This is a genomic window from Sorangium sp. So ce590 (assembly GCF_051521365.1).
In the GTDB taxonomy this organism is placed as follows: Bacteria; Myxococcota_A; Polyangia; order Polyangiales; family Polyangiaceae; genus Sorangium.
The window spans coordinates 11182805-11197317 of sequence record NZ_CP150346.1 but is presented as its reverse complement, the minus strand read 5'-3'; the positions used below and the strand labels follow the sequence as shown (position 1 = coordinate 11197317).

Below are 14513 nucleotides of genomic sequence, written 5' to 3'. Positions count from 1 at the left end.
GCGCGATGCTACTCGAGGAAGACGCTCACCGAAGCCTTGTACCGGTCGGTGCCGCGCGGAAAGATGCCGGTGCCGCACGGGAGCGTGAAGACGGGCGCCCGGTCGCGGCAGTCCGTGAAGCTGCCGTCGTGCCGTGGCCCATCGCACACGTCTTCACATTCGCCCACGACGTCGACCACGCAGCCGTTGAGCGAGGGCCCGCAGACGCGCGGGATCGACCTCTTCCCGGGCGCGAGGCACGCGAAGCGGCGCTGGGTGTCCAGGAACACGTTGCCGTAGTAGGTCGCCTCCGGCGCGTCGTACCTGTCGCGCTCCTTCTTCGTGGACGAGAGCGCGTCGTCCTTTCCGCGGAGCGAGATCATGACATGCTCGCCGCGGTAGTTCACGCGCGAGAGCAGGCAGGCCGAGACCCACTCCTGGCACTTTTCGCCACACGAGCCGTTCTTCTTGCCCCACTCGGGCGCGAGCCCGAGCTCCCCGGCGAAGAAGTACGACTTGCGGCCGACGTCGACTTCGACGCTCTCGTGCTCGGGGAGAGCGCAGCTCACGATGAAGCTGAGGAGCTCCCTCGCCTCGGGGTCACTGAGCGCCTCGCTCGTGAGCGAATTGCCCATCAGCGCGTTGCGGGTCAGCGCGTTGCGGGTCAGCGCGTTGCGGGTCAGCGCGTTGCGGGTCAGCGCGTTGCGGGTCAGCGCGTTGCGGGTCAGCGCGTTGTAGACCACGACCTCCTGCTGCACCTCCGCCACCGCCTCATCCTCGCCATCGAGCCCATCGAGCTCGGTCGACGCGATACAAGCAACCTGCGAGGACGATACCGCCACGCAGACGATGAGAGCGAACTGGCGTGCAGATTCCATAGTCCTAATCTCATCTACACCAATCCATCTCTCAAGTTCAATTATTTTATGGACATTTTGCGGGATATCTTTCTCCACACTGCCATGACAGGCATCACGTAGTCAGGTGCTGGGCGCGGGACAACGCAGAGCGCAGCACTCCCGCGCACCCCGAGCAGGGGGGAAGCGAAGCAGCGTGTGGGTGGGAGATTTACGCCAGTTTCCTGGTCAGCAGCGTATTGACCAGGTCGGGGTTCGCTTTGCCGCCGGAGGCCTTCAGGACCTGGCCGACGAAGAACCCGATCAGCTTCGTATTCCCGGCGCGAAAGCGGGAAACCTCGCCGGGGTGCCCGGCGATGATCTGGTCGACGATGCGCTCCAGGGCGCCTTCGTCGGCCACCTGCCGGAGCCCTCTGCGTTCCACGATGGCCCGCGGGCTACCGCCCTGCTGCATTATCTCAGCGAGTACATCTTTCGCTATCTTTCCGGAAATCGTCCCGTCATCAATCAGCGCCAGGAGCTCGCCGAGCTGCGCACCTGAGAAGGGCAGGTCGCCTGTCTTCCTGTCCTTCAGCTCGCGCGAGAGCGAGTGGATGACCCAGTTGGCGGCGCTCCTCGGGTTGTCGTGGACCGCCACGGCCTCCTCGAACAGCCGGAGGAGGCCGTCGTCCTCGGCCAGGACGAGGGCGTCGTCGCCGGGTATCCCGCGCGCCTCGACGAGGCGTCTGGCCTTCTCGGCGCGCGCCGGGTCGAGCCGCGCGAGCCGCTCCTCGAAGGTCGCGCGCTCGGCTTTCGGCCTCGGCGGCGCCTTCGCGGCCGCGCCCTCGGGCGCCGCGGCCGGAGCGGGCTTCTCGCCGGCCAGCTTCGACCACGAGTCCTTGAGCGCCACCGTGCGGTTGAAGACCGGCGCGCCGGGCGCGGAGTCGACCGGATCCACGAAGAAGAACCCCTGGCGCTCGAACTGGACATGGCTGCCCCGCTCGATGGTGGACAGGCTCGGCTCCACCCGGCATCCGGTCAGGGCAGCCAGCGAACCAGTGTTCAAATTATCCAGGAAGTCCTTTCCTTCCTCGACCGCGTCCGGCCGCTCGACCGCGAAGAGCCGGTCGTAGAGCCGGACCTCGACGGGGATCGCGTGGGTGGCCGAGACCCAGTGCAGCGTCCCCTTCGGCTTGCGGCCGTCGGGCGCCTCACCGCTCTTCGTGGGGTGATCGTAGGTGCACCGGAGCTCGACCACCTCTCCTGTGGTCGGATCTTTCACCACCTCGCGGCAGGTGATGAACCCGGCGTAGCGGAGTCGCACCTGCTGCCCTGGCGCGAGCCGGAACCACTTCTTGGGCGGGTCCTCGAGGAAGTCGTCGCGCTCGATGAAGAGCACCCGGGAGAGAGGGACCTTGCGGGAGCCCTGCTTCGGCACGTCCTCGGGCCAGTAGGGCGCGTCGATCTCCTCCACCTGCCCCTCGGGGTAGTTCTCGAGGACGACGCGGAGCGGGCGCAGCACGGCCATGACGCGCGGGGCGCGGAGGTTCAGGTCGTCGCGGACGCACGACTCGAACTTCGCGATGTCGACCATGCTGTTCGTCTTGGCGACGCCGATCTCCTCGCAGAAGGAGCGGATGGCCTCGGGCGTCACGCCGCGGCGCCGGAGGCCGGCGAGGGTGGGCATGCGCGGGTCGTCCCAGCCCGTCACGTGGCCGCCCTTCACGAGCCCGAGCAGCTTGCGCTTGCTCATCACCGTGTAGTTCAGGTTGAGCCGCGCGAACTCGTACTGCCGGGGGCGGGACGGGACGTCGAGGTTCTCGATGAACCAGTCGTAGAGCTCCCGGTTGTTCTCGAACTCCAGCGTGCAGATCGAGTGGGTGATCCCCTCGATCGCGTCGGAGAGGCTGTGAGCGAAGTCGTACAGCGGGTAGACGCACCAGGCGTCGCCCGTCCGGTAGTGGCGCGCGCGCTTGATGCGGTAGATCGGCGGATCGCGCATCTTCATGTTGGGAGCGGCCATGTCGATCCTGGCCCGGAGCACGTGCGCGCCCTCCGGGAACTCCCCTGCTCTCATCCGGGCGAAGAGCTCCAGGTTCTCCTCGACGGACCTGTTCCTGTAGGGGCTGTCTCGCCCGGGCTCGGTGACGGTGCCGCGCATCTCGCGGGTCTCCGCCTCGCTCAGGCTGCACACGTACGCCTTGCCCTTCCGGATGAGCTCCACCGCGAACGCGTACAGCCGCTCGAAGTAGTCCGACGCGAAGAAGAGCTTGTCACCCCAGTCGCCGCCTAGCCAGCGCACGTCGCGCTGGATGGCCTCGACATACTCCAGGTCCTCGGCCGCTGGGTTCGTGTCGTCGAACCGCAGGTGGCACGCGCCCCCGAAGTCGGCCGCCAGCCCGAAATTGAGCAGGATCGACTTCGCATGTCCGATGTGCAGGTATCCGTTCGGCTCGGGCGGGAACCGGGTCACGACCCGCGTGTGCCTGCCTGCGGCGAGGTCTTCGGCGATGATGTTGCGGATGAAATTGGACGCGGCGCCGCCGCTGTCAGCGTCGCTCGGTCTGGGGCTCTGCGTTGTCACAGCTGTTTTCACCTCGGCTCGGGCGACGCGGCCGGGCGCAGCCGGGTATCGCGGCCCGAGCGGAGCCTACTCGAACGGCCCCCCCTGGACCACCGTGGAGAGGGCGCCGCGCGGCCCGCTCCCTCGCCGCGCGCGGCGCTCCCCTCGGGGCGGGCGCGGGCGACGCAGCGCGGGCGGGCCAGGAACGGCGTGGACGACGCGCGGACGTGCGCGGCAGAGCGGCGCGGGCGCTCAGAACTGGGCGGCCTCGGTGGATTCGTGCAGGGCCAGCGTGGACGCCGCGCCGCCCGAGATCACCTGGGCGACCTCGTCGAAGTAGCCCGTCCCGACCTCGCGCTGGTGGCGCGTGGCGCTGTAGCCGAACTGCTCGCCGGCGAACTCGGCCTGCTGGAGCTCGGAGTACGCTGACATCCCGCGGCGCTGGTACTGCCTGGCGAGCTCGAACATGCTGTGATTGAGCGCGTGGAACCCGGCGAGGGTGACGAACTGGAACTTGTACCCCATCGCGCCGAGCTCGCGCTGGAAGCGCGCGATGGTCGCGTCGTCGAGGTGCTTCTTCCAGTTGAACGAGGGAGAACAGTTGTAGGCGAGCGGCTTGCCCGGGAACTGCTTGTGGACCCCCTCCGCGAAGCGCCGCGCCTGGTCGAGGTCCGGCGTCGAGGTCTCGCACCAGACGAGGTCGGCGTAGGGCGCGTACGCGAGCCCGCGCGCGATGGCCGCATCGAGCCCGCCCTTCAGCACATAGAAGCCCTCCGGCGTGCGCGCGCCGCTGATGAACGGCTTGTCGCGCGGGTCGACGTCCGAGGTGATGAGCTTGGCGCTGTCGGCGTCGGTGCGGGCGACGAGGACGGTCGGCACGCCCATGACGTCGCTGGCGAGGCGGGCCGCGACGAGCGTGCGGATGAACTGGCTGGTCGGGACGAGGACCTTGCCGCCCATGTGCCCGCACTTCTTCTCGGAGGCGAGCTGGTCCTCGAAGTGCACGCCCGCGGCGCCCGCCTCGATCATGGCCTTCATGAGCTCGAAGGCGTTCAGCGGCCCTCCGAAGCCGGCCTCGGCGTCGGCCATGATGGGGGCGAGCCAGTAGCGCCCCGCCTTGCCCTCGGCGTTCTCGATCTGGTCCGCGCGGAGGAGCGCCTGGTTGATGCGGCGCACGAGCGTCGGGACGCTGTTGGCCGGATACAGGCTCTGGTCGGGGTACATGGTCCCGGCCTCATTGTTGTCCGCCGCCACCTGCCACCCGCTCAGGTAGATGGCCTTGAGCCCGGCCCGGACCTGCTGCATCGCCTGGTTGCCGGTGAGGGCGCCGAGCGCCGCCACGTAGGGCTCGCTGTGCATCAAGTTCCAGAGCCGCTTGGCCCCGAGGGTGGCGAGCGTGTGCTCGATACGGACGGTGCCGCGGAGGCGCGCGACGTCGGCCTCGGAGTACGGGCGCACGATGCCGCTCCATCGGCCGGGGGCGACGTCGCTCGGCGTCGCGTGCAGGGAATCGGCGGAGATCGACGTGTTGAGCGGGAAGGCAGCGGACATGACTGGGCTCCTAGTGCGTTGGGGTTGCGGGCGGCAGCTGCCGCTGTGTCGACGTCAAAACAAGCTGGCTGCGCGTCACGAGCTGTGCGCTCCGGCGCGCGAGATCAGGAGCTCGTAAGCAGGCAGCGTGAGGAACTCCTCGAAGGTCTCTCCGACCGACAGCCGCTCGAAGAGCCGGCGCGCGTCGGCGAAGCGGCCGCCGTCGAAGCGCGCCTCGCCGAGCGCGCCGCGCAGGGCGGCCATCTCGCCGTCGACGACCGCGCGGAAGCGCTCCTCGGTGAGCGGCGCGCCGTCGTCCAGCGTCGCCCTGTGGCGGATCCACTGCCAGACCTGGGTGCGCGAGATCTCGGCGGTGGCCGCGTCCTCCATCAGGTTGTAGAGCGGGACGCAGCCGAGGCCGCTGATCCACGCCTCGAGGTACTGGACGCCGACGCGGATGTTGTGGCGCAGGCCGGCCTCGGTGCGCGCGCCGGGCGGGACGCGCAGGAGGTCGGCCGCCGTCACGCTGACGTCCTCGCGCTTCCGCTCGATCTGGTTCGCGGCGGGCATGTGCGCGTCGAACACCTCGCGCGCGAGCGGCACGAGCGCCGGGTGCGCCACCCAGGTGCCGTCGTGCCCGTCCTTCACCTCGCGCAGCTTGTCGGCGCGCACCTTCTCGAGCGCGGCGCGGTTCGCCTCGGGGTCGCTCTTGATCGGGATCTGCGCCGCCATGCCGCCCATCGCGTGCACGCCGCGGCGGTGGCAGGTCTTCACGAGCAGCTGGGTGTACGAGCGCAGGAAGTGCTGCTCCATCGTCACCTGCGACCGGTCCGGCATCACGCAGGCCGGGTCGTTCCGGAGCTTCTTGATGAAGCTGAAGATGTAGTCCCAGCGACCACAGTTGAGCCCGGCCGAGTGCTGGCGGAGCTCATAGAGGATCTCGTCCATCTCGAACGCCGCGGGGAGCGTCTCGATGAGGACGGTCGCCTTGATCGTGCCGGTGGGCAGGCCGAGCGCATCCTGCGCGAACAGGAACACATCGTTCCAGAGCCGCGCCTCCAGGTGACTCTCCATCTTCGGCAGGTAGAAGTAAGGACCGGTACCGCGGCGGACGAGCTCACGAGCGTTGTGGAAGAAGAAGAGCCCGAAATCGAAGAGCCCGCCCGGCAGCGGCTTTCCGTCGATCTCGACGTGCTTCTCCCAGAGGTGCCAGCCGCGCGGGCGCACGAGCAGGGTCGCGGGCCTGTCGCCGAGGGCGTAGCGCTTGCCCGTGGCCGGATCCTCGTGGCGGAGCTCGCGCCGCACCGCGAGCCGCAGCGCCGCCTGCCCCTCGATGAGGTTCTTCCACGTCGGCGAGGTGGCGTCCTCGAAGTCCGCCATGAACACGCTCGCGCCGCAGTTCAAGGCATTGATGATCATCTTGGGATCGACGGGGCCGGTGATCTCCACGCGCCGGTCGAGCAGGTCCTCGGGCAGCGGCGCCACCGTCCAGTCCGCCTCGCGCACGTCGCGCGTCTCGCGGAGGAAATCGAACCGCTCGCCCGCGTCGAGCCGCGCCTGCACCTCGCGCCGCCGCTCGAGCAGGGCCGGTACCCGGTCAGCGAACTTACGTCCAAGACTCGCGAGGAAGCGAAGCGCCTCTGGCGTGAGGACGGACGCGTCGCCCGCAACACGGGGGGCGAGCAAGCTCAGGTTCGAGGTCGCATGATTCTGGCTCATCCACATCTCCTGCAACGCTGCGCGTCGTTACAACGAACCTATGTTTGTCGAATGGGTTTCAACGTCAACTTCGCTTTGAAATGCAGGCGGATAACGATGTCGACGAAAGGCCTTTACAGCCAGTCAACGTGTAAACTATTGTAAATTTCTGACGGCAGCGCGCCGCGCCTATACGTCCGTCCAGTAGTCACAGCTACGTTCGGGAGGGTTCTCATGGCCGATGCACCTCTTCTCGGAGCCAAGGTCCGTGCGCTCCGGCGTCGCGAGCACATGACGCAGGTCGATCTGGCGGAGCGCCTCGGTGTCTCGGCGAGCTACCTGAACTTGATAGAGAACAACCGGCGTCCGTTGACCGCACCACTTCTCATCCGGTTGGCCCAGATATTCCAGCTCGACCTTCAGAACTTCGCGTCGGAAGAGGACGTACGGCTGACAGCCGATCTCCACGAGGTGTTCGGCGATCCCATCTTCGAGAGCCACGGGCTGACGAACGCCGATCTGCGCGAGCTCGTCGCGACGTCACCGAACGCCGCGCGCGCGGTGCTCACGCTCTACCGCACATACGCGACGACCCGGGAATCGCTGGACACGCTGGGGGAGCGGCTGGCGGGGGACGGGTTCGTCGCGGTCGACAACTCGCGCCTGCCGTCCGAGGAGGTGAGCGACCTGATCCAGCGCCGGATGAACCACTTCCCGGAGATCGAGGAGGGCGCCGAGGCGCTCTGGCGCGAGGCGGAGCTCGACGCGGACGACGTTTACCGCGGCCTCGTCCGGTACCTCCACGCGACGCGCGGCATCGAGGTGCGCATCGTGCGGGTCGCCGACGAGCGCCAGGCGATGCGGCGCTACGACCCCGACAGGCGCGTGCTCAGCATCTCGGAGGTGCTGCCGCCCCGGAGCCGCCGGTTCCAGCTCGCGCACCAGCTCGGGCTGCTCACCCAGTCGGCGGCGATCGACCGCATCCTGCGCGACGAGAACCTCACGACCCCCGAGTCCCGCGCGCTCGCGCGCGTCGCGCTGGCCAACTACTTCGCCGCCGCGATCCTCATGCCGTACCAGCCGTTCCTGGAGGCGGCGCGCGCCGAGCGGTACGACATCGAGCTCCTCGCGCACCGCTTCGGCACGAGCTTCGAGCAGGTGTGCCACCGGCTGACGACGCTCCGCCGCCCCGGCGCCGAGGGGGTGCCGATGCACATGGTCCGCATCGACATCGCGGGCAACATCTCGAAGCGCTTCAGCGGCTCCGGCATCCGCTTCGCGCGGTTCAGCGGCGCGTGCCCCCGCTGGAACGTGCACGCCGCCCTGATGACCCCCGGCATGATCCGGATCCAGCTCTCTCAGATGCCCGACGGCGCGGTCTACTTCTGCATCGCGCGCACCGTGCGCAGCGACCGCGGCGGCTACCACGTCCCCCACACGGTGCAGTCGATCGGCATGGGCTGCGACGTGCGCTACGCCCGCGAGCTCGTCTACGCCGACGGGATCGACCTCGACAACGTCGGCGCGGCCGTCCCTGTCGGCGTCACGTGCCGGACCTGCGAGCGCCTCGACTGCGCCCAGCGGGCGCTGCCGGCGCTGCAGCACCCGCTGCGCCTCGACGAGAACCGGCGGGGCGTCTCGTTCTACGCGTCCGTCGACAAGTGAACGACGGCTGAGCGCGCGCTCAGCCCGGCCGGCCGAGCAGCTCGTTGAGCGTCGACACGAGCCGGGTCACGTCGACCGGCTTGACCAGGTGCACGTGCGCCCCGGCCGCCCGGCTCTTCTCGCGGTCGTCGTCGCCGCCGAAGCCGCTCACCACGACCAGCGCGCGCGGCTTGCTCACGAGCGACGCGAGGAGATCGAGGCCGCTGCCGTCCGGCAGCGACACGTCCGTCAGCAGGGCGTCGACGGGGTGCTCGGAGAGCATCGCGCGCCCCTCCTCGCACGAGCTCGCCACGAGCACGCGGAAGCCGCGGCGGCGGAGCGCCATGCCGAGCAGCGACGCCGTGTCGTCGTCGTCGTCCAGCACGAGGACCTGCGGCAGCTCCTCGCTCATCGGGCGCCCGCCTCGTTCAGCGGCCATTCCAGGGTGATCCGCGTCTCCGTGCCCGCGCGCTCGACCCGCGCCGTGCCGCCGTGCGCCCTGAGCACGCCGTCGATCACGCGGACGGGCAGCGCGCCCTCGTCGAACGGGTCCGCGTCCGGCGAGAGCGAGGCCTGGAAGAGCTCCTCGACCGAGGGCGTGTCCGCGTCGCTCGTGAGCACCACCCGCGCCTTGTCGCCGTGGGCCGAGAGCTCGACGGCGACCCGCGCGCGGGCGGCGCGCAGGGCGAGCATGAGCGCGTCCGCGAGCGCCACGGTCATCGAGGCCGGGTGCGCGGAGCCGCGCAGGGGCGCGAGGTCGAGCGCCACCGTGACCTGGCGCCTGCCATAGACGAACGACGCCTCCGAGACGGCCTGGCGGACGAGCGCCTCGAGGTCGAGCGCGTGCATCGGGGCGTCCAGCCGCCGCGACAGCTCCGACGCGGCGGTGTAGCGGTCGGCGAGGCGCAGCAGGCGGCGCACCCCCCGGCGCGCCATGGTGAAGAACGCCGCGTTCCGGGCCGTTGTCTCGCCCCCGAGGGCGCGCTCCAGCTCGTCGAGGGCGCCGGCCACGACGCCCGCCGGCCCTCGAACGTCGTGCCCCGTGCGCGCGAACAGCTTGTCGACCGACTCGGAGAGCGCCTTTTCCGTCATTCCTTCCGCCTTACCTCGCGCCTCAACTCAGCTCAGCGACGAGCTCGCCGACCCCGGCGAAGAGGCAGCCTTGTCCTTGTCCGGGCCTTCGTCTCCGCCCAGGCCATCCTGCTCCCCGTAGCGCTCCAGCTTGCGGTACAGCGTGCGCCGGTCGAACCCGAGCATCTGGGCGGCGCGCGACTTGTTGCCGCCGACGAGCGCGAGCACGCGCTTGATGTAGCGCTTCTCGAGCTCGTCCATCGTCATGATCTCCGCCGGCTCGTCGACGGCGACGACGAAGCGGTCGGGCCGGTAGGCCTGGACCTTGTCCGGCAGGTCCTCGACCGTGATCTGCTCGAAGCGCGCGAGGGCCACCGCGCGCTCGATGCTGTTCTCGAGCTCGCGCACGTTGCCAGGCCAGTTGTAGCCGGTGAGCTTCTCCGCGGCCGCCGTCGACAGGGAGAGCACGCCCTTGCCGCTCCTGGAGGAGAACTTCTCGAGGAAATGCATCGCGAGGTGGAGCACGTCCGTCCCGCGCTCGCGCAGGGGCGGCAGGTCGATCTTCACGACGTTGACGCGGTAGAAGAGGTCCTCGCGGAACCGCTTCTCGTACACCTCGGTCTCGAGGTCGCGGTTCGTCGCCGTCACGATGCGCGCGTCGAAGGGGATCTCGGCGTTCGAGCCGACCGGGCGCACCTTCCGCTCCTGGAGCGCGCGCAGCAGCTTCGGCTGGACCTCGAGCGGCATCTCGCCGATCTCGTCGAGGAAGATGGTGCCGCCGCTCGCCTCCAGGAACAGGCCGGTGCGCTGGGTCTTCGCGTCGGTGAAGGCGCCGCGCGCGTGGCCGAAGAGCTCGCTCTCGAGGAGCGCCTGGGGCACCGCGGCGCAGTTGACGGCCACGAAGGGGCCGGGGCGGCCGCTGGCCTCGTGGATCGCCCGCGCGATGAGCTCCTTGCCGGTGCCCGTCTCGCCATGCACGAGGACCGAGGCGTCGCTCCGCGCGACGCGCCCGATGAGGTCGTAGACGCGCTTCATCGCGGGGCTGCGCCCGACGAGGCCCTTTGTCTGCTGGACGTCGTGGGCCGCCTCACGCAGGCGCTTCACCTCGGACCGGAGGCGCCGGTGCTGGACGGCGCGCGAGACCGTCAGGCCGAGGAGGTTCGCGTCGAGCGGCTTCGTGACGAAATCGAACGCCCCCGCGCGCATCGAGGAGATCGCCGTCTCCATGCTCCCGAGCGCCGTCATGACGATGACGAGCATGTCGGGCCGGGCGCCGAGGATGCGCTCGCACAGCTCGATGCCGCTCATCTCGCTCATGCCGACGTCGGTCAACACGACGTCGAAGTCGTCATCGCTCACGAGCTCCAGCGCGCTCTTGGCGGAGGTGCGCGCCGCCACCGAGAATTCCTGCCTCTTGAGGAGGGCTTCGACCAGATCGCACGTCGCTTCGTCGTCATCGACGACGAGTATCCTGCCGCTCATCGCGTGTCCTTCCCCGGCAGCTTCACTAGGTCGACCGCTGCCTGCAGTTGCAGGGAACGTGCCACGGAGACATCGCGCCATCAAGCCCAGGCCGCTTATCCCCGGTGTTTCGAGCGTGACGTTTCGCCACAGGTGCGATTTCCTGCCTCAACCTTGCCTACGGCGCCTCGTGGACGCGGCGCCGATGCGCTCCCTCCTCCGCCGCGCGCTCACCGAGAGCGGCCGCGCTCTCGGTCGGGTGGTGGGGGCATTTGCCCAGAGAGATGTCACATGAAGGCGGGAAGTCGGGAAGATTATTGATGATTTTCTTCCCGCCTTCCCGCCTTCATGTTCAAATGACCCCACCACCCTCGGTCGCCGTCCCCGGCCGGGTTACCCGCTGCCTGGATTTCCACAGGCTGACAGCACGTCGCCCGGTGATGCACATCGCGCGCCTCTCCGGTGCGCGCGGGGAGGCGGCGCGGCGGGGGGCGCCGCTCCGAGGGCGGGCGCGGCCGCGACAAACGTACGTATCGGGTCCCGCGCAGATGCAGCGCAGGCGGCGGCCGCGCGCGCGAGGCCGCGCGAAGCCCGCGGTCGGCAGCGAGCTCGGGCGCACGCGCGCAGGGCGGCGCAGGACCGCTGTCGGGCGACGCGGGGAAGGGGCGTTCGCGGAGAAAATGGAATTCGCGGTCTTCCCTGCGACGGACACCCGCGCGCCGAGCGGGATGGGGCGATAAGCCCCTATTTTGCCATCGGTCACGCGCCGGCGCCGCGTGCCAGCGTTGGCCTGAGCACCTCGACTGCCCTGGTTCTGTCAATCTGTCAACTCCGCCCGAGTTGCCGGTGAGAGGCGAAATTCCACATCGACAGGTCACATCTGGCGCCCCAGACATGCGCGCATCCAGAATATGCCCAATCGGCACGAGGGTTGCTTGAGGGGGTCTCATGAAGAACAAGAGGGGGCGAAGGGTCGAGCGCCGAGAAGAGACCTGCCTGCTGGTTGCTGAGTCCGGCGCGCCCTGGACCGAATGCGCCGCCTGGCTGAGCACCCAGACGCGCGACGTCGAGACGGTGGTCCAGCTGCCCAACGAGCCCCCCTCGACGTTTCAATCGCGGTTGCAAGAGAAGCTCCGACGCCTCGGCGCGGTGAGCACGGCTGTGTTCGTCGCGGGTTCGACCGCGAACAAGCTCACGGTCCGGTCCTCGCTCATGCGCGCCGTTCTCGGCGGGCTCCCCGGCGTCAGGCGCGTCGTCCTCTGCCCCGGCTCGGACGCGCAGGCCCCTGCGGTTCACGAGCTCGCGGGCCTGTCGCTGACGATGCGCGAGCTGCTCGGCAGCAGCGGCGCCGTCACCTTCTCGCTCGAGGGCCCCCGCGGCGAGCCGCTGCGCGGCCTCGCGCACCTGGCGGCCCGCGCCGCGGCCTGAGCCGGTCGCAGCGCGAGGACAACAAGGTCCCTGTTTCGCCTCGATAAACAACAATACCACGTCCGGTATCCGGGAGGAGAATGCATGAAAGCGACACAGCTCTTGAAGGGGCAGCACCGCGAAGCCGAGAGGCTATTCGATCTGGCGATCTCGGGCATCGGCGATGTCGGGCGGGTGACGGACGAGCTCACGAAGCACCTGCTCGCGCACATGCTCGCCGAGCAGGTGGTGCTCTTCCCGGAGCTGCTCGCGATCGAGCCGGAGCTCGTCGGCGCGGCCTGCGAGGAGCACACGGTCGCGCGGTTCGAGATCCGGCGCGTCGTCAACACGGCGCCGGAGGACCCGAGCTTCAAGGCCAAGCTCGCCAACCTGAGGGAGCTCGTCCTGCGCCACATCGACGAGGAAGAGCGGGAGCTCTTGCCGTGGATCGAGGCGGAGCTGAGCGAGGAGACGAACGAGCGGCTCGGCCAGCAGATGCTGGAGCTGTTTGACGCGCTCATCGCCCACTCCCGCCGCGCCCACGGCTCGAGCCACGCCGCCCAGCGCACCGCGACCGCGGCCTGACGCCTGACGGCGCGCCCCTTCGCCGAGCCTCCTCTCCCATCCTTCAATCCAACGCTCCGCGGGCAGGTCCCGCGCCCGGCGGCGCGCCCCCGGGCCGGGCAGCCCGGGGTCATCGTGGTTTGCAGGGGTCAGCGGGAGGCCGGTGGGCTCACGAGGTGGTCGCCGGCGCGTCGCCGGGGCCAGTCGGGCCGCCGTGCGCGGGCCCGTACCCGTGGGACTCGCCGTAGCCGAGATCCTCGGGGACCATGGTGTCCGCCGGGCTCGACGGGACAGGCGAGGCGGCGCTCCGCGCGTCGTCCGAGGCGAGCTCGTAGACGCCGCGCTCGAGCTCCGTCTCGTCGAGGGCCGAGCCGCAGGCCCGGCAGGGAATGGCCGCCGTCGACACGAAGATGTACCGGCGGCCACAGGAGTTGCAGCGGAGCTCGCGGATCATCGCTGGCTCGCCGGGATCAGCTGGGTCGACCGCGCCGCGTCGCCTCCTGGGCTTCGCGCAGCTCGTCGCCTTCGGGACCATCCAGCGCCTGGGCGGCCTCCTCCGCGTGCTCCTCGATCTTGCCGCCCTTCACCGACCTCTCCACGCCTTCCCGGTAACGCCGATCGGCCGTGGGGTTGCCCTCGCCTTCGATGTCCGCCGGCTGGTTCTGCTGAGATGCCTTCTGGTTATCCATCGTGTCCTCCTCGTGTTGAGCTTGCTGGGTCAGGCCTGCGGGGTGCGATCAGACGCGCCGCTTCGCCTCCTGGATCGCGCGATCGAGCTCCTGCACGCGCTGGTCGACGCCCTTCTTCACCTGATCGAGGTTCGTGCTCGTGGCGGCGTCGAGGTCGCGCAGGCTCCTGCGGACGGCCTCCGACTTGTCCTGGAGCTCCCTCACCATCGTGTCGACGTCGTCCTTGGACAGCTTCTTCTCGGCCCTGGCGCGGAGCTCGGAGACGTCCTTCTCCAGGTCCTCGATCTTGCGCGTCGTGGACGCGCGCACGTCCTCCCGCGCCTTCAGGAGCTCCGCCTGCGCGTCCACGGTCTTCTCCCGGGCCTCCAGGGCAGCGTTGTTGAGCTTCTCCGCGGCCTCCCGGAGCGCGTTGTCGGTCTCCCGCCCGGCCCGCTGGTCGATCTCGGCGACCTTCTTGTCGAGGTCGACGGCGACCTCCGCCGCCTTCTGCTCCGCCTCGCGCTGCGCGCGCTCGGCCTTGGCTTGCGCGTCTGAGGGGGACTCGCAGCCCGCGAAGACGCTCATGACGATGGCGATAGGAAGGAATGTACGGACGGTCAGCATGATGATCTCCTCCGGTCTGCCGCTCTGGCCCGACCTTGCGCCCGGGCAACAGCCCGGCACGACATCACGACATGAAAAGCCCCATCGAAGCTGCCCGGGATCGATCTCCCGGCGCCCTGATGGGTCTCGCCAGGGCCTGTTGCGACCGGCGTGCCACGCAGAACCGCGGAGATCGCCCGCCCCCGGCGAGACATATCGCCCCGATCGTGCGCTCCGGGCGCGCGCAGGCCGACATCGATGACACAGGGGCGTCAGGTCGGGGCGCGGCGGCCGAGCGCGAGGGAGACGACCGCCAGGACGAGAAAGATCACGAAGAGCAGCTTCGCCACCGACGCGGCGCTCGCGGCGATGCCGCCGAAACCGAAGATGGCTGCGATGATCGCGACGATGAAGAACGCAACACTCCAACTGAGCATGATAACCTCCAGATCGGGTGAGTTGATGTTCCAGGGTCTCGAACCAGCGGTG

At 69.4% G+C, this 14513-nt stretch carries 14 protein-coding genes; 3 read left to right on the top strand and 11 right to left on the bottom strand.

Annotated elements, in window-relative coordinates:
- Positions 1-8: 8 nt before the first annotated feature.
- From WMF28_RS42480 to aceB, 4 genes are all read right to left on the bottom strand, one after another.
- Positions 9-857 carry a hypothetical protein gene (locus WMF28_RS42480; RefSeq protein WP_437599456.1) on the bottom strand — a complete coding sequence of 283 codons (849 nt, stop codon included), beginning with the start codon at positions 855-857 and terminating at the stop codon, positions 9-11.
- Between the two features lie 190 nt (positions 858-1047).
- Positions 1048-3399 (bottom strand): glutamine--tRNA ligase/YqeY domain fusion protein, encoded by a 2352-nt coding sequence (locus WMF28_RS42475; protein ID WP_437599455.1) that lies wholly within the window; start codon positions 3397-3399, stop codon positions 1048-1050.
- 231 nt (positions 3400-3630) lie between these two features.
- Complete coding sequence (gene aceA, locus WMF28_RS42470) at positions 3631-4929, bottom strand: isocitrate lyase (RefSeq protein ID WP_437599454.1); 1299 nt, start codon at positions 4927-4929, stop codon at positions 3631-3633.
- A 75-nt stretch (positions 4930-5004) separates the two neighbouring features.
- Positions 5005-6627 carry a malate synthase A gene (gene aceB / locus WMF28_RS42465; RefSeq protein WP_437599453.1) on the bottom strand — a complete coding sequence of 541 codons (1623 nt, stop codon included), beginning with the start codon at positions 6625-6627 and terminating at the stop codon, positions 5005-5007.
- Between the two features lie 213 nt (positions 6628-6840).
- Between aceB and WMF28_RS42460 the strand changes: the two genes are divergently transcribed.
- Complete coding sequence (locus WMF28_RS42460; RefSeq protein WP_437599452.1) at positions 6841-8271, top strand: helix-turn-helix domain-containing protein; 1431 nt, start codon at positions 6841-6843, stop codon at positions 8269-8271.
- Between the two features lie 19 nt (positions 8272-8290).
- Here WMF28_RS42460 and WMF28_RS42455 read toward each other — a convergent pair whose 3' ends face one another.
- Genes WMF28_RS42455 through WMF28_RS42445 form a run of 3 tightly spaced genes read right to left on the bottom strand, consistent with a single transcriptional unit; the run spans position 8291 to position 10803 of the window.
- Positions 8291-8662, bottom strand: a complete 372-nt coding sequence (locus tag WMF28_RS42455; RefSeq protein ID WP_437599451.1) for a response regulator — start codon at positions 8660-8662, stop codon at positions 8291-8293.
- Positions 8659-9342 carry a histidine kinase gene (locus WMF28_RS42450; RefSeq protein ID WP_437599450.1) on the bottom strand — a complete coding sequence of 228 codons (684 nt, stop codon included), beginning with the start codon at positions 9340-9342 and terminating at the stop codon, positions 8659-8661. The genes WMF28_RS42455 and WMF28_RS42450 overlap by 4 nt, the downstream gene beginning before the upstream one ends.
- 27 nt (positions 9343-9369) lie before the next feature.
- Positions 9370-10803 carry a sigma-54-dependent transcriptional regulator gene (locus WMF28_RS42445; RefSeq protein WP_437599449.1) on the bottom strand — a complete coding sequence of 478 codons (1434 nt, stop codon included), beginning with the start codon at positions 10801-10803 and terminating at the stop codon, positions 9370-9372.
- 927 nt (positions 10804-11730) lie between these two features.
- Here WMF28_RS42445 and WMF28_RS42440 point away from each other — a divergent pair.
- Positions 11731-12210 (top strand): hypothetical protein, encoded by a 480-nt coding sequence (locus WMF28_RS42440; protein ID WP_437599448.1) that lies wholly within the window; start codon positions 11731-11733, stop codon positions 12208-12210.
- An 84-nt stretch (positions 12211-12294) separates the two neighbouring features.
- The gene (locus WMF28_RS42435) at positions 12295-12774 is read left to right on the top strand and encodes a hemerythrin domain-containing protein (protein ID WP_437599447.1); all 480 of its coding nucleotides are present in this window, start codon (positions 12295-12297) and stop codon (positions 12772-12774) included.
- Between the two features lie 148 nt (positions 12775-12922).
- Here the strand turns inward: WMF28_RS42435 and WMF28_RS42430 are convergent, their stop codons facing one another.
- From WMF28_RS42430 to WMF28_RS42415, 4 genes are all read right to left on the bottom strand, one after another.
- Positions 12923-13207: a hypothetical protein gene (locus tag WMF28_RS42430; RefSeq protein ID WP_437599446.1), complete on the bottom strand. Its 285-nt coding sequence runs from the start codon at positions 13205-13207 to the stop codon at positions 12923-12925.
- A 16-nt stretch (positions 13208-13223) separates the two neighbouring features.
- Positions 13224-13442 carry a hypothetical protein gene (locus WMF28_RS42425; RefSeq protein ID WP_437599445.1) on the bottom strand — a complete coding sequence of 73 codons (219 nt, stop codon included), beginning with the start codon at positions 13440-13442 and terminating at the stop codon, positions 13224-13226.
- Positions 13443-13490: 48 nt separating this feature from the next.
- Positions 13491-14045: a hypothetical protein gene (locus tag WMF28_RS42420; RefSeq protein ID WP_437599444.1), complete on the bottom strand. Its 555-nt coding sequence runs from the start codon at positions 14043-14045 to the stop codon at positions 13491-13493.
- A 251-nt stretch (positions 14046-14296) separates the two neighbouring features.
- The gene (locus tag WMF28_RS42415; RefSeq protein WP_437582044.1) at positions 14297-14461 is read right to left on the bottom strand and encodes a DUF1328 domain-containing protein; all 165 of its coding nucleotides are present in this window, start codon (positions 14459-14461) and stop codon (positions 14297-14299) included.
- Positions 14462-14513: the final 52 nt, after the last annotated feature.

Excerpts from the sequence above, each read along its gene's own strand:
- WMF28_RS42480 (WP_437599456.1), bottom strand. The coding sequence starts at position 857 with ATGGAATCTGCACGCCAGTTCGCTCTCATCGTCTGCGTGGCGGTATCG.
- aceA (WP_437599454.1), bottom strand. The coding sequence starts at position 4,929 with ATGTCCGCTGCCTTCCCGCTCAACACGTCGATCTCCGCCGATTCCCTG.
- aceB (WP_437599453.1), bottom strand. The coding sequence starts at position 6,627 with ATGAGCCAGAATCATGCGACCTCGAACCTGAGCTTGCTCGCCCCCCGT.
- WMF28_RS42460 (WP_437599452.1), top strand. The coding sequence starts at position 6,841 with ATGGCCGATGCACCTCTTCTCGGAGCCAAGGTCCGTGCGCTCCGGCGT.
- WMF28_RS42455 (WP_437599451.1), bottom strand. The coding sequence starts at position 8,662 with ATGAGCGAGGAGCTGCCGCAGGTCCTCGTGCTGGACGACGACGACGAC.
- WMF28_RS42450 (WP_437599450.1), bottom strand. The coding sequence starts at position 9,342 with ATGACGGAAAAGGCGCTCTCCGAGTCGGTCGACAAGCTGTTCGCGCGC.
- WMF28_RS42445 (WP_437599449.1), bottom strand. The coding sequence starts at position 10,803 with ATGAGCGGCAGGATACTCGTCGTCGATGACGACGAAGCGACGTGCGAT.
- WMF28_RS42440 (WP_437599448.1), top strand. The coding sequence starts at position 11,731 with ATGAAGAACAAGAGGGGGCGAAGGGTCGAGCGCCGAGAAGAGACCTGC.
- WMF28_RS42435 (WP_437599447.1), top strand. The coding sequence starts at position 12,295 with ATGAAAGCGACACAGCTCTTGAAGGGGCAGCACCGCGAAGCCGAGAGG.
- WMF28_RS42430 (WP_437599446.1), bottom strand. The coding sequence starts at position 13,207 with ATGATCCGCGAGCTCCGCTGCAACTCCTGTGGCCGCCGGTACATCTTC.
- WMF28_RS42425 (WP_437599445.1), bottom strand. The coding sequence starts at position 13,442 with ATGGATAACCAGAAGGCATCTCAGCAGAACCAGCCGGCGGACATCGAA.
- WMF28_RS42420 (WP_437599444.1), bottom strand. The coding sequence starts at position 14,045 with ATGCTGACCGTCCGTACATTCCTTCCTATCGCCATCGTCATGAGCGTC.
- WMF28_RS42415 (WP_437582044.1), bottom strand. The coding sequence starts at position 14,461 with ATGCTCAGTTGGAGTGTTGCGTTCTTCATCGTCGCGATCATCGCAGCC.